Raw genomic sequence first — 13610 nt, forward strand, 5'->3', positions numbered from 1 at the left:
CCCAGACGGCAAAAAGCCCGCACTAGGCGGGCTTTTTGTTGTTTGGTGCACTCGACAGGATTCGAACCTGTGACCGCTCGGTTCGTAGCCGAGTACTCTATCCAGCTGAGCTACGAGTGCAGATTGTGTTTTTAGACCAGATCACAACTGGTTGAAGCCAAGCTACCTGCATTGCTGCAACTAACTCTTAAATGGTGCACTCGACAGGATTCGAACCTGTGACCGCTCGGTTCGTAGCCGAGTACTCTATCCAGCTGAGCTACGAGTGCATTTGTTGCCGCGCATTATAGGCCGTTCAATCTCTATGTAAAGCTATTTTTTCGTTTAGTTTCAACAACTTAGCGAAAAAACCAGATTGCAACGTACTAAGCAAATAATGGCGGAGAACGGGGGATTCGAACCCCCGACACCCTTTTGAGGTGTACTCCCTTAGCAGGGGAGCGCCTTCGGCCACTCGGCCAGCTCTCCGCAACACGGGGCGTATATTAACCAGCTTCATCCCCGTTTGCAAACATAAAAAACGATAAAAATTAATGGCTTGGTTCTTCGTCCTTCTCTTTCTTGATCCGCAGGTAGATTTCCTCGCGGTGGACAGCCACCTCTTTCGGAGCGTTAACCCCGATACGCACTTGATTGCCTTTGACGCCGAGCACGGTCACGGTGATTTCGCCATCACCAATAATCAGGCTTTCTGCGCATCGACGAGTCAGAATCAGCATACCTTTCTCCTCACGCATTTCATTTCGGGAACAACAGTCTGCAAAAAAAAGGCATTCGACCTACAACCAAATGGCCGTAGCCCTACCCGCCTAAGTATTGTCGAGCACAGGTAAAAGAACAGGTCTTCACCACGCACCCGGCAAAAAAATGAAAGGCGCGGATAACCGCGCCTTCCTGGCAACGCGTCACTCGCCCTGTCGGGCCGGAGCGTCCAGCTCAAACGCGGTATGCAATGCGCGTACAGCCAGTTCCAGGTACTTCTCTTCGATCACCACCGACACCTTGATTTCCGACGTGGAGATCATCTGGATGTTGATGCTTTCCTTGGCCAGGGCTTCGAACATGCGGCTGGCAACACCCGCATGGGAACGCATGCCCACGCCCACGATCGACACCTTGGCGATCTTGGTATCGCCAACCACTTCACGGGCGCCAATCTCGCTCGCGGTGTTCAACAACACCTTCTGCGCCGCATCGTACTCGTTGCGGTGCACGGTGAAGGTGAAATCGGTGGTGTTATCGTGCGCAACGTTCTGCACGATCATGTCGACTTCAATGTTTTCGCCGCTGATTGGCCCGAGAATCTTGAAGGCCACGCCCGGGGTGTCTGGCACGCCACGGATGGTCAGCTTGGCTTCATCGCGGTTAAAAGCGATGCCGGAAATGATCGGCTGTTCCATGGATTCCTCTTCATCAATAGTAATGAGGGTGCCCGGACCCTCCTTGAAGCTGTGCAGTACGCGCAGCGGAACGTTGTACTTGCCGGCAAACTCAACAGCACGGATCTGCAACACCTTGGAACCGAGACTGGCCATTTCCAGCATCTCTTCAAAGGTGATCTTGTCCAGGCGCTGGGCCACGGACACAACCCGTGGGTCGGTGGTGTAGACGCCATCCACATCGGTGTAGATCTGGCATTCGTCAGCCTTCAGGGCTGCCGCCAGCGCCACGCCGGTGGTGTCGGAACCACCACGACCAAGGGTGGTGATGTTGCCGTGCTCGTCGACGCCCTGGAAACCGGCGACAACCACCACACGACCGGCCTTCAGGTCAGCGCGAATCTTCTGGTCATCAATCTGCAGGATGCGCGCCTTGGTGTGGGCGCTATCCGTCAGAATGCGGACCTGGTTGCCAGTGTAGGACACCGCCGGCACACCACGCTTGTTCAGCGCCATGGCCAGCAACGCGATGGTCACCTGCTCACCGGTGGAAATGATCACATCCAGCTCACGGGGAACCGGTTGTTGATCGCCACTGATTTGCTTGGCCAGATCGATCAGGCGATTGGTCTCGCCGCTCATGGCCGACAGCACCACCACCAGGTCATCGCCGGCATCGCGGAATTTCTTAACCTTGTCGGCGACCTGCTCGATTCTTTCGACAGAGCCGACCGAGGTGCCTCCAAATTTCTGTACGATCAAAGCCATTTCTAAGCCGCCTCAGCCCGTAAAGGGGCGCCTATTATTCAATCAACCAGCACTGACCGAGCCCGTGACTAGACCACGGGCTCATTAACAGCGTCTTAAATACCTGCCTCGACAAACGGCACGGTCAGGGCCAGGGCCGCGTCCAGGGCACCGGCGTCTACACCACCGCCTTGCGCCATGTCCGGACGACCACCGCCCTTCCCGCCCACTGCCGCGGCGGCTTGCTTCATCAAATCACCGGCCTTGAGTTGGCCAGTCAGGTCCTTGGTTACACCGGCAACCAGAACGACCTTATCCTCATGGACACTGCCGAGCAGGATCACTGCGCGGCCGAGCTTGTTCTTCAACTGATCGACCAAGGCCAACAGCGCCTTGCCATCCTGACCGTCCAGGCGCACGGCCAGGACCTTCACGCCTTTGACGTCCAGGGCGGAAGCCGACAGGTCATCGCCCGCCGCGCTGGCCGCCTTGGCCTGCAACTGCTCCAGCTGTTTTTCCAGCTGACGGTTGCGCTCCAGTACACCGGAGAGCTTGTCGATCAGGTTGTCGCGGCTGCCCTTGACCAGGCTGGCCGCTTCCTTGAGTTGTTCTTCAGCCGCATTGAGGTAGGCCAGGGCCGCAGCACCGGTGACCGCTTCAATACGGCGCACGCCGGAAGCCACACCGCCTTCGCTGATGATTTTCAGCAGGCCGATGTCGCCGGTACGGCTGGCGTGGATACCGCCGCACAGCTCCACCGAGAAGCTGCCGCCCATGCTCAGCACGCGCACTTCGTCGCCATACTTCTCGCCGAACAGCGCCATGGCGCCCTTCTTCTTGGCGGTCTCGATGTCGGTTTCTTCGGTTTCAACCGGAGTGTTCTTGCGAATCTCGGCGTTGACGATGTCTTCCAGGGCCTTCAACTGCTCAGGCTTGATCGCCTCGAAATGACTGAAGTCAAAGCGCAGGCGCTGGCTGTCCACCAACGAACCTTTCTGCTGCACATGCTCACCCAATACCTGACGCAACGCGGCGTGCAGCAAGTGAGTGGCCGAATGATTCAAAGCAGTTGCATGCCGTACGTCGGCATCTACCTGAGTGTCCACCGGCGCACCGACGGTCAGGTTACCCAGCACCAGCAAGCCGTGGTGCAGGAACGCACCGCCGGTCTTGGTGGTGTCGCGCACGTCAAAACGACCGGAGGTCGAGCTCAGGAAACCACAGTCGCCGACCTGGCCACCGGACTCGGCGTAGAACGGGGTCTGGTCGAGGACCACAACCGCCTCGTCACCTTCGTTCAGCACGTCGACCGACTTGCCGTCCTTATAGATAGCCACGATCTTGGCCGAGCCAACGGTGGCCTCATAACCAATGAACGAAGTGGCCACATCAACCTTTACCAGGGTGTTGTAGTCCAGGCCAAAGGAGCTGGCGGAACGGGCGCGGACGCGCTGGGCTTCCATCTCACGCTCAAAGCCTGCTTCGTCGATGGTCAGCTCGCGTTCACGGGCGATGTCGGCGGTCAGGTCCATCGGGAAACCGTAGGTGTCGTACAGCTTGAACACCACGTCGCCCGGCACCACGGTGCCTTTAAGCTCAGCCAGGTCCTGTTCGAGGATCTTCAGGCCGTGCTCCAGGGTCTTGGAGAACTGCTCTTCTTCAGCCTTGAGCACGCGCTCGATGTTGGCTTGCTGCTGCTTGAGTTCCGGGAAGGCATCGCCCATCTCGGCCACCAGCGCGGCAACGATCTTGTAGAAGAAGCTGCCGGTAGCGCCCAGCTTGTTACCGTGACGGCAGGCGCGACGGATGATGCGGCGCAGCACATAGCCACGGCCTTCGTTCGACGGCAGCACACCGTCAGCGATCAGGAAGCCGCAGGAACGGATGTGGTCCGACACGACCTTGAGCGACGACTGATTGTCGTTGGCGCAGCCAATGGCCGCAGCCGAAGCGCTCAGCAGGTTGGTGAACAGGTCGATCTCGTAGTTGGAGTGAACGTGCTGCATCACCGCACTGATCCGCTCCAGGCCCATGCCGGTGTCGACCGACGGGGCTGGCAGCGGATGCAACACGCCATCGGCGGTGCGGTTGAACTGCATGAACACGTTGTTCCAGATTTCGATGTAGCGATCGCCGTCTTCTTCCGGCGAGCCCGGTGGGCCACCCCAGATGTCGGCGCCGTGATCGTAGAAGATCTCGGTGCAGGGGCCGCACGGGCCGGTATCGCCCATGGTCCAGAAGTTGTCGGAGGCGTAAGGCGCGCCTTTGTTGTCGCCGATGCGAATCATGCGCTCAACCGGCACACCGATCTGCTGGGTCCAGATGTCGTAGGCTTCGTCATCGGTGGCGTAGACGGTCACCCAGAGCTTTTCCTTCGGCAGCTTCAGCACGCCGGTCAGGAAGGTCCAGGCGAAGGTGATCGCATCTTTCTTGAAATAGTCGCCGAAGCTGAAGTTACCCAGCATCTCGAAGAAGGTGTGGTGGCGGGCGGTGTAGCCCACGTTTTCCAGGTCGCTGTTCTTGCCGCCGGCGCGTACGCACTTCTGGCTGCTGGTGGCGCGGGTGTAGGCGCGCTTTTCCTGGCCCAGGAAGCAGTCCTTGAACTGGTTCATCCCCGCGTTAGTGAACAGCAGGGTTGGGTCATTGCCTGGGATCAAGGAGCTGGAGGCGACACGGGTGTGACCTTGCTCTTCGAAGAAGCGAAGGAAGGCTTCACGGATTTCTGCGCTTTTCATTAGGTTCTTCCACGGAGGCTGCGGCCAAAGGCCAGTGCTAAACGTCATCAGACGGAGCGACGGCAAAGGGCCGCATTATATCGGCCCTTTGCCCGTGGTACAGCGTGTTTATGTGATAGAAACAGTCAATTAGACGGTCTGCACTGTCATTTTCGGGAAAACTCGACGAATGTCGCGAGCACTTGCTCCATCTGTGCCCGATTGACGTCCAGGTGAGTGACCATGCGCAGGCGCGGCGCGGCACTCAACTTGATCCCGCGCTCGGCGGCAAACGCCTTCAAGGCCGGGGCCCGATCGCCGATATCAACGTAGACCATGTTGGTCTGCACCGGCTCCACCGTGTAACCCGCCTTGCGCAGTTCATCTCCCAGCCATTGGGCATTGGCATGGTCGTCGGCCAGGCGCTGCACCTGGTGGTCCAGGGCATACAGCCCCGCCGCCGCCAGCGAACCGGCCTGGCGCATGCCGCCACCGACCATCTTGCGCAAACGACGGGCCTTGGCGATCAACGCCGTGGAGCCGCACAACACCGAGCCGATCGGCGCACCCAGGCCCTTGGACAGGCACACCGACACCGAATCGAAGTGCCGGGCAATCTCCCGGGCATCCACACCCAGCTTGACCGCAGCGTTATAAAGCCGCGCGCCGTCGAGGTGCAAGGCCAGGCCGTGTTCCCGGGTGAATGCCCGCGCAGCCGCCAGGTATTCAAGAGGCAGGACTTTGCCCTGCATGGTGTTTTCCAGCGCCAGCAAACGGGTGCGGGCGAAGTGGAAGTCGTCTGGCTTGATTGCGGCCAGCACCTGCTCAAGGCTCAGGGAACCGTCAGCCTGCACTTCCAGGGGTTGCGGCTGGATCGAACCCAGCACTGCCGCGCCGCCGCCTTCGTATTTGTAGGTGTGGGCCTGCTGACCGACGATGTATTCCTCGCCCCGCTCGCAGTGCGCCATCAACGCCAGCAAGTTGCTCATGGTGCCGGTGGGCACGAACAACGCGGCGGCAAAACCCAGGCGCTTGGCCAGTTCGGCTTCCAGGCGGTTGACGCTCGGGTCTTCGCCGTAGACGTCGTCGCCACTGGCCGCAGTCGCCATCGCGTCGAGCATGCCTGGGGTCGGTTGGGTCACTGTGTCGCTGCGCAGGTCAATCACGGTCATCAAACTAGCCTCTAGCGGATTTGGGGCGTTTCTTGTGTTAACGATTACTGCGGGCAAACCCGCGGAATATCAAGCCCCGTGCTTGCACAATCGAATACCAACCAAACAAACCGATATAGGTTATCGATAAACCAACCGTGCAGTTTCTGAAAAACCATGATAAAAACTCTCCGCCGCCAGGGTTCTGGCGGCAACGTTCTCAGGGCGGGGTGTAATTCCCCACCGGCGGTAATTGCACGCAACGTGCATAGCCCGCGAGCGCTTGGCGCCTCGAACTGCCTCGGCAGGACGGCGACAAGGTCAGCAGACCCGGTGTGATCCCGGGGCCGACGGTCATAGTCCGGATGAAGAGAGAACGGGATTGGCACCTAAGGGCCGAACGCTGGATTTCATGCTCGCATGACCCGGCTGTCCGTACCCTTAAATCCCATTCGATTCATATCGCCCTGTTTTTTTCTTAAACAGGAGTCAGAACATGCAACCCACCGCAATCGACAGCAAAAGCAAAAACCATCACGGCGAGCGCGTCGCGTTTATCCAGGCCTGCTGGCACAAGGATATTGTCGATCAGAGCCGTAAAGGCTTCCTCGCCGAAATGATCGCCCAGGGCTACCAGGAATCGGACATCGATTTCTTTGAAGTCGGCGGCGCCTTTGAAATGCCCCTGCACGCCAAGCTGCTGGCCAAGTCCGGCCGTTATGCCGGTATCGTCGCGGCCGCCCTGGTGGTGGACGGCGGGATCTACCGTCACGAGTTCGTTGCCCAGTCAGTGGTCAGCGGCCTGATGCAGGTTCAACTGGAAACCGAAGTGCCGGTGTTCTCGGTATCCTTGACCCCGCACCACTTCCACGCGGGCAGCGAGCACCACACCTTCTTTTATGAGCACTTCGTGCACAAGGGCCAGGAAGCGGCACGCACCTGCGCCGACACCCTGCACAAGGTTCGCGCGCTGCGTCGCAATGAGCCACGGGCTCTAGCGGTTTAAGCAACACCACAAAGCCCAGTCTTAGAGCCGGGCTTGTGTGGGAGCTGGCTTGCCTGCGATAGCATCGCCTCGGTGTATCTGGCAGACCGAGTTGATCCTATCGCAGGCAAGCCAGCTCCCACATTTGACCGAGTCGGCCTCGGGATTCAGGCCAGGCCGGCATCCGTAGTCGGCACAATCAATATCCCGGCTCGCAAGCCATTCTTGACCTTCGGGTTCGGGAAGATGATGCGTGCGCCCTCCTCCTCGATGACCCAGCGGGTCTTGGCAATGTCCTCGGCCAGCAGGTAACCCTTCTCCAACTCCGAAAAGTTTTCCACGTCGGCCGGCAAATGCAGGACGAAGGTATCGCTGTGCTTGATCACTTCCCGGGAGACGCTGAACAGCTTCAGGCCGTCCAGGCTCTCGGTGGCCGGCTCGTTGCCTTCGATGATCTGCTTGAGGCGCGCCTCCAGGCGGGACACGTCCACGCCCTGGTTCTGCCCGAACGGCCGGGCCTTGCCCAGCTCCAGGGTGAAGGACTCGGCCTCCAGCTGCTCGTAGGTAAACGCCGTGAAGGTGATCGAGGTCTTGTTCTGCAACAACACCGCTTCCATGCCGGCGGCTCGCAGGCGCGCCAGTTCGCGGCGTGAATGCTGGCGACCGTCCTTCCACGGGTACAGCGCGAACTGCTCGATCTTCGAGCCACGAATGGCGGTGTGCAGGTCGTAATGCAAACGGCTACGCCCCGGAACGCTGAAGAACGTGCGGGCCAACTGCTCAAGCTCGGCAGCGCGCATGGCTTCCGGGCCGATGTTTTGCTCGTGACGGCCATTGAACAGCCGGTTGACGTCCAGTTCGAGATAACGCTCGCCGCGGCGCATGGCCTCGGGGTTACCGAACAGGAACAGAATACGGGTGCGGGGCTTGATCTCCCCGCGGGCAATGCCATGCAGCAAGCGGTCGGCCAATTCGATCGGCGCGGTTTCGTTGCCATGGATGCCGGACGACAACAGCACGTCGCCGCCGTTGTCCCGCGCCTCAGGAGGCCGCACTTCCAGCGCGCCCTCGCTGAGCCAGCGCAGTTGCACGCCGTCGACAGTCAGTTGAATTTTTTGCGCCGGTTCGCGACCGGCGAGGGTCAGTTCAAGCAGTTTGCCGAGGGCGAGCATAAGCAGCTTCCTTAGTGGTTGCAGCCAGGACCGTGGACGTGATCGTCGTCATCACCTTCAACGTCGGCCGGTTCCATTTCCAGTTGCAGGCTCATCAGGTTGGTGGCCAATGGGCGCATCAGCAGGTTGGCGTATTCGGCGTCGCCTTCTTCCACGTCCACGCCGATCAGCAGTTGGCCGCGGCCGTCGTGCTGGATCCAGATCTCCTTGCCCTGCCAGACCACGGCGACGCGGGTGCAGGAAGTTTCCAGCTGTGTGCCGTCGGTGTCTTCAAGGATCAGTTTCAGGGTGTCGGTGGTCATAAATAGTTCTCAGCCGTGCGGCGTTAATTGATCTGGAAAGGATAAACCGAGCCCAGTTTAAGGATTTGCGTCAGTTCATCCAGTGCCGTCCGGCACTCAAGCAGCAATTGCGGGTCAGCCAGGTCGGTTTCCCGCAGGCTGTCGCGGTAGTGCTTGTCGACCCATTGGGTGAGCGTGTCGTACAACGGCGCCGTCATGATAACCCCTGGGTTGACCGCCGCCAGTTCGGTTTCATTCAAGGCCACGCGCAAGCGCAGGCACGCGGGGCCACCGCCGTTCTGCATGCTTTGCTTGAGGTCGAAGACTTTGACTTCGCGGATCAGCCCGCCGGAAGACGTCAGGCCTTGCAGGTACTGCCAGACGCGCTCGTTGGCGCGGCATTCTTCCGGCACGATCAGCAGCATCGAGCCGTCGGCGCGGGTCAGCAACTGGCTGTTGAACAGGTAGGAACGCACCGCGTCTTCCACACCGACCTGGGCCCGGGGCACGCAGATCGACTGGAAATTGCCGCCGAGCTTGCCGAGTTTGCCCTGCAGCTCGCCGAGCATCTGTTCGGTATTGAGGAACGCATCTTCGTGATAGAACAGCACTTCGCCGTTGCCCACCGCGATCACGTCGTTGTGGAACACACCGGCATCAATCACCGCCGGGTTCTGCTGGGCGTAGACCACGCCGTCATCCCGCAGGCCGTGCAGGCGGGCGACCGCCTGGGAAGCTTCGAGGGTCTGGCGCGCCGGGTACTTTTGCGGCGCCGGGTAGCGGGTATCGAACGCGCTGCGGCCGAACACGAAAAACTCTACGCCCGCCTCGCCATAGTCACGGCAGAAACGGGTGTGGTTGGCCGCGCCTTCGTCGCCGAACTGTGCCACTGCCGGCAAGGCCGCGTGGTGGGCGAAGTGTTTTTGATCGGCAAACATCGCCCCCAGCACGCGGCTGGTGGTCGGGTGTTCGATGCTGCGGTGGTATTTGCAGTTGAGGTTGGCGGCAGTGAAATGCACGCGGCCATCGGCGGTGTCGGCGCTTGGGCTGACAGTCGCGGCATTGGCCACCCACATGCTCGACGCCGAGCAACTGGCGACCAGCAACGGCATGGCCTGCCTGGCCGCTTGCTGGATGACTTGCGCGTCGGTGCCGGCAAAACCAAGGCTGCGCAAGGCGGCCACATCAGGACGCTCCTGGGGCGCCAGCACACCTTGCACGAAGCCCATTTCCATCAGGGCTTTCATCTTCGCCAGGCCCTGCAACGCCGCTTCCTTCGGGTTGGAAGACTGCTGGCTGTTGCTCTGGGACGCGACGTTGCCGTAGGACAAACCGCCGTAGTTATGGGTCGGCCCCACGAGACCGTCAAAATTGACTTCACAGGATTTCATCGGCGAGGCTCCACGAACATCTGTATTTTTATAGGCATCAAGTGCAGATCTGTATCTGTTAACCCGATCAAGTGTAGGAGCTGGCTTGCCTGCGATGCAGACGACTCGGCCTTTCAACTGGACCGAGGGGATGCCATCGCAGGCAAGCCAGCTCCCACATTAGATCAGTGTCACTTTCACTTAAGCGTTACGCCTGGGGTCAGCGACGCAGGCAGCACCAGGCTCGGGGTCTCAAGCGAGGCCACCGGGTACGCGCAATAATCCGCCGCGTAATAGGCACTGGCGCGATGGTTGCCCGAAGCCCCTACGCCGCCGAACGGCGCGCTGCTCGCGGCCCCTGTCAGCTGTTTGTTCCAGTTGACGATCCCGGCACGGCTCTCCAGCCAGAACTGCTGGTAACGCGCTTCGGAATCCGACAGCAAACCCGCCGCCAAGCCGTATTGGGTGTTGTTGGCCTCGGCAATCGCCGCGGCGAAATCAGCGTAGCGGATCACTTGCAGCAGCGGGCCGAACAGCTCTTCGTCAGCACGATCGGCGACCTCGGTCACATCAATAATGCCCGGCGTCAGCAGCGCGGCCTGGGCCTGTGGCTGAGTCATCTCCAGCAACGCGATCGCGCCATTGGCCAGCAGCAATTCCTGGGCATCCATCAACGCCTTGGCGGCGCCGAGGGAAATCACCGAGCCCATGAACGGCGCCGGTTGTTGGTCGAACGCGCCCACTTCAATGGTCGAGCTCACCGCCACCAAGCGCGCGAGCAACGCATCGCCCCAGGCGCCTTCCGGCACCAGCAAGCGACGGGCACAGGTGCAACGCTGGCCGGCCGAGATAAACGCCGACTGGATAATGGTGTACACCGCGGCATCCACATCGGCCACTTCGTCCACCACCAGCGGGTTGTTGCCGCCCATTTCCAGCGCGAGGATCTTGTCCGGGCGCCCGGCGAATTGCTGGTGCAGATGGTTGCCGGTGCGGCTGGAGCCGGTGAAGAACAAGCCGTCGATGCCCGGATTCGCCGCCAGGGCGATCCCGGTTTCCCGCGCGCCTTGCAGCAGGTTCAGCACACCCGCCGGCAGGCCGGCGTCGATCCAGCATTGCACGGTCAGTTCGGCGACTTTCGGGGTCAGTTCGCTGGGCTTGAACAGCACGGTGTTACCCGCCAGCAAGGCCGGCACGATGTGCCCGTTAGGCAAGTGACCCGGGAAGTTGTAAGGGCCGAACACCGCCACCACGCCGTGGGGTTTGTGACGCAAGACGGCCGTGGCGTCGCCCAATGGGCCGCTCCTCTCGCCGGTACGTTCGCGGTAGCTCTGCACCGAGATCGCAACCTTGTTGACCATGCTGGTGACTTCGGTGGCCGATTCCCACAAAGGCTTGCCGGTTTCCTCACCGATGCAGCGGGCGAGTTCGTCGGCACGGCTTTTCAGGTTGGCTGCGAAGGCTTCCAGCACGCTCAGGCGCTCCTCCAGGGAACGCTTGGCCCAGGCTGGAAACGCCTGGCGCGCGGCCTGAACGGCAGACTCGACCTGCTCGGTAGTCGCGCTGTTACCCGACCACACCACCTGCTGGGTCACCGGGTTCAGCGATTCAACCACGTCACCCTGGCCAGCCAGCCAGCTACCTGCGATATACAACGAATTCATTATTTCGACTCCCGGGCAGCGGACAACGGTACGGCACGCACTTGATCACCGGCGATCAGTTGCAGGCGCTTGGCGGTCTGCTGATCGACCACCAGGGTGCCGGCAGCCAACCGCGCCGGTGCTGCGGTGATGCGGCAATCTTCACGTTTACGGTTATGGATCAGGAACGGCGTGGCGTCGTCCCCCGGCGTGCCAATCGCCAACACCAGCGCTTCGCTGTCGCGTACCGCGCGGATCTTGGTGGTTTCACACTCCACCGCCGGGCCTGCGTCGAAGATGTCGACGTAACCCTGGTAGCTGAAGCCTTCGCTCTTGAGCATGCTCAAGGCCGGCTCGGTGTCGGTATGGACCTTGCCGATCACGTTGCGCGCGTCTTCGGACAGGAAGCAGGTGTACAGCGGAAACTTCGGCATCAGCTCGGCGATAAACGCCTTGTTGCCCACACCGGTAAGGTAGTCGGCCTGGCTGAATTCCATCTTGAAGAAGTGCCGGCCCAGGCTTTCCCAGAACGGCGAACGCCCGGCTTCGTCGGACATGCCGCGCATCTCGGCGATGATCTTGTTACCGAACAGCTGCGGGAATTCCGCGATAAACAGCATGCGCGCCTTGGCCAGCATGCGGCCGTTAAGGCCGTTGCGGTAATCGGCGTGCAGGAACAGCGAACACAGCTCGGAGTTGCCGGTCAGGTCGTTGGCCAGAAACAGCGTCGGGATTTCCCGGTAGATGTTCAGCTCCTGGGAAGCACTGACCGTCAGGCCCACCCGGAAGTTGTACCAGGGCTCGCGCAGGCCGACAGCACCGGCGATGGCGGAAATCCCCACCACGCGGCCTTCGTCGTTTTCCAGCACGAACAGGTAGTCTGCATCACCGCGCCCGGCTTCGCCGCGAAAGGTCTTTTCAGCCCAGCCGACCCGGTGGGTCAGGCGCTCTTCGTTGGCCGGCAAGGTGGTGAGGCCGGTGCCGGTGCTGCGCGCCAGATCAATCAGGGCCGGTAAATCGCTGCTGCGTACGGGACGAACGATCATGCTATCTCCTCAAACGGGCCGCTGTTGTCAGCCACCCGCGAAACTCTGTTTATACCGCTACCAGGCGCACGCTCGCGCCTTCGCCAACGCCCAGGGCCTCGGCGGTTTCCAGGTCCAGGGTCACTGGCTTTCCGGGCGCGTAGTCCAGCTCCAGCATCACTGCGCGGTAATCCTGCAACTGGCCGTTGCTGACCAGGTACTGGCGGCCGACACCCTTGGCCATCTCGCCGATCTTCACCGGCACCACACGGCTCTGAGCGATCGAGCGAATGCCCGATACCCGTGCGTGCAGCGTGGGGCCGCCGTCGAAGATGTCGATGTAATGGTCGGTCTCGAAGCCTTCGCGCATCAGGATGTCGAAGGTGATCTGCGCCCGCGGGTGCACCTGGCCCATGGCTTCCTGGGCGGCGTCCGGCAACAGCGGCACGTAGATCGGGTAATGCGGCATCAGTTCGGCAAGGAAGGTCCGGCTCTTCAACCCGCACAGGCGTTCGGCGGCAGCGTAGTTGAGGTCGAAGAAGTTGCGGCCAATCGCATCCCAGAACGGCGAATCACCGTTCTCGTCGCTGTAGCCCACGATCTCGGTCACCACCGAATCCGCAAAACGCTCCGGGTGGCCGGCCACGAACAGCAGGCGGCCACGGGAGTTGAGTTCCGACCACGGCGAACCCACCAGCTCCGGCACCACGTAGAAACTGGTCAACAAGCTGTTGCCGGTCAGGTCGTGGCACTGCGAAAGCACGTGGATCTTGTTGTGGATCTTCAGCTCGCGGGAGGCGTGCACGAAGGTTTCGTTACGGAAGCTGTAGAACGGTTCCGAGTAGCCAGCCGAAGCGACGATGGCCGAGCAGCCCACCAGCTTGCCGGCGGCGGTGTCTTCCAGGACGAAGAAATAGCTTTCTTCACCGTTGAAGCTGACCTCGGCGGCGAAGGACGCTTCGCTTGCGGCGATCTTGTCGCTCAGGCGTTCGACATCATCCGGCAAGGAGGTGACACCAATCGGGCTGTCCGCAGCCAGACGCTGTACCTCGCCCAGATCAGCCATTTGCGCGGGGCGCATCACCAGCATGGTGTCACTCCTTAACTCGAAAACTCACAGAGGGAAAAATGCCGGACAGGGGG

Annotated in this window: 11 protein-coding genes, 3 tRNA genes and 1 riboswitch; of the genes, 1 reads left to right on the plus strand and 13 read right to left on the minus strand. The window is 60.9% G+C overall.

Going from position 1 to position 13610, the window contains the following annotated elements:
* Positions 1-43: 43 nt before the first annotated feature.
* The 7 genes from HKK54_RS02165 to ltaE form a co-directional block, all read right to left on the minus strand.
* Positions 44-120, minus strand: a tRNA-Arg gene (locus tag HKK54_RS02165).
* 72 nt (positions 121-192) lie between these two features.
* Positions 193-269 (minus strand) — tRNA-Arg (locus tag HKK54_RS02170).
* A gap of 108 nt (positions 270-377) precedes the next feature.
* Positions 378-468 (minus strand) — tRNA-Ser (locus HKK54_RS02175).
* A 62-nt stretch (positions 469-530) separates the two neighbouring features.
* Positions 531-719: a carbon storage regulator CsrA gene (csrA, locus tag HKK54_RS02180; RefSeq protein WP_002554426.1), complete on the minus strand. Its 189-nt coding sequence runs from the start codon at positions 717-719 to the stop codon at positions 531-533.
* A 186-nt stretch (positions 720-905) separates the two neighbouring features.
* Entirely contained in the window at positions 906-2147 is a 1242-nt protein-coding gene (locus HKK54_RS02185) for an aspartate kinase (protein WP_010165647.1), read from the minus strand.
* 95 nt (positions 2148-2242) lie between these two features.
* Entirely contained in the window at positions 2243-4861 is a 2619-nt protein-coding gene (gene alaS, locus HKK54_RS02190; RefSeq protein WP_169386035.1) for an alanine--tRNA ligase, read from the minus strand.
* 146 nt (positions 4862-5007) lie between these two features.
* Entirely contained in the window at positions 5008-6012 is a 1005-nt protein-coding gene (gene ltaE, locus HKK54_RS02195) for a low-specificity L-threonine aldolase (RefSeq protein ID WP_010165643.1), read from the minus strand.
* A gap of 191 nt (positions 6013-6203) precedes the next feature.
* Positions 6204-6373, plus strand: a riboswitch (FMN riboswitch).
* Between the two features lie 114 nt (positions 6374-6487).
* Here ltaE and HKK54_RS02200 point away from each other — a divergent pair.
* Positions 6488-6997, plus strand: a complete 510-nt coding sequence (locus tag HKK54_RS02200; protein ID WP_003214313.1) for a 6,7-dimethyl-8-ribityllumazine synthase — start codon at positions 6488-6490, stop codon at positions 6995-6997.
* A 146-nt stretch (positions 6998-7143) separates the two neighbouring features.
* On the opposite strand, the gene astE is transcribed toward HKK54_RS02200, so the two are convergent.
* The 6 genes from astE to aruF all read right to left on the minus strand — a co-directional run bounded on the left by astE (position 7144) and on the right by aruF (position 13557).
* Positions 7144-8148: a succinylglutamate desuccinylase gene (gene astE, locus HKK54_RS02205; protein ID WP_169386036.1), complete on the minus strand. Its 1005-nt coding sequence runs from the start codon at positions 8146-8148 to the stop codon at positions 7144-7146.
* Positions 8149-8159: 11 nt separating this feature from the next.
* A complete protein-coding gene (locus HKK54_RS02210) occupies positions 8160-8450 on the minus strand; it encodes a hypothetical protein (RefSeq protein ID WP_003214319.1) in 291 nt (96 codons plus the stop codon).
* Positions 8451-8473: 23 nt separating this feature from the next.
* Positions 8474-9820, minus strand: coding sequence for an N-succinylarginine dihydrolase (gene astB, locus HKK54_RS02215; protein ID WP_010165635.1), 1347 nt, complete (start codon positions 9818-9820; stop codon positions 8474-8476).
* A gap of 176 nt (positions 9821-9996) precedes the next feature.
* Positions 9997-11466: a succinylglutamate-semialdehyde dehydrogenase gene (astD, locus tag HKK54_RS02220; RefSeq protein WP_169389233.1), complete on the minus strand. Its 1470-nt coding sequence runs from the start codon at positions 11464-11466 to the stop codon at positions 9997-9999.
* The gene (gene astA, locus HKK54_RS02225) at positions 11463-12488 is read right to left on the minus strand and encodes an arginine N-succinyltransferase (RefSeq protein WP_003214325.1); all 1026 of its coding nucleotides are present in this window, start codon (positions 12486-12488) and stop codon (positions 11463-11465) included. Before astA ends, astD begins: the two co-directional genes overlap by 4 nt.
* 49 nt (positions 12489-12537) lie before the next feature.
* Positions 12538-13557, minus strand: a complete 1020-nt coding sequence (gene aruF / locus HKK54_RS02230) for an arginine/ornithine succinyltransferase subunit alpha (RefSeq protein ID WP_010165630.1) — start codon at positions 13555-13557, stop codon at positions 12538-12540.
* Positions 13558-13610 lie beyond the last annotated feature (53 nt).

The sequence above is a fragment of the Pseudomonas sp. ADAK13 genome (assembly GCF_012935715.1).
In the GTDB taxonomy this organism is placed as follows: domain Bacteria; phylum Pseudomonadota; class Gammaproteobacteria; order Pseudomonadales; family Pseudomonadaceae; genus Aquipseudomonas.

Coding starts and splice junctions, on each gene's coding strand:
- csrA (WP_002554426.1), bottom strand. CDS start 719: ATGCTGATTCTGACTCGTCGATGCGCAGAAAGCCTGATTATTGGTGAT.
- HKK54_RS02185 (WP_010165647.1), bottom strand. CDS start 2,147: ATGGCTTTGATCGTACAGAAATTTGGAGGCACCTCGGTCGGCTCTGTC.
- alaS (WP_169386035.1), bottom strand. CDS start 4,861: ATGAAAAGCGCAGAAATCCGTGAAGCCTTCCTTCGCTTCTTCGAAGAG.
- ltaE (WP_010165643.1), bottom strand. CDS start 6,012: ATGACCGTGATTGACCTGCGCAGCGACACAGTGACCCAACCGACCCCA.
- HKK54_RS02200 (WP_003214313.1), top strand. CDS start 6,488: ATGCAACCCACCGCAATCGACAGCAAAAGCAAAAACCATCACGGCGAG.
- astE (WP_169386036.1), bottom strand. CDS start 8,148: ATGCTCGCCCTCGGCAAACTGCTTGAACTGACCCTCGCCGGTCGCGAA.
- HKK54_RS02210 (WP_003214319.1), bottom strand. CDS start 8,450: ATGACCACCGACACCCTGAAACTGATCCTTGAAGACACCGACGGCACA.
- astB (WP_010165635.1), bottom strand. CDS start 9,820: ATGAAATCCTGTGAAGTCAATTTTGACGGTCTCGTGGGGCCGACCCAT.
- astA (WP_003214325.1), bottom strand. CDS start 12,488: ATGATCGTTCGTCCCGTACGCAGCAGCGATTTACCGGCCCTGATTGAT.
- aruF (WP_010165630.1), bottom strand. CDS start 13,557: ATGCTGGTGATGCGCCCCGCGCAAATGGCTGATCTGGGCGAGGTACAG.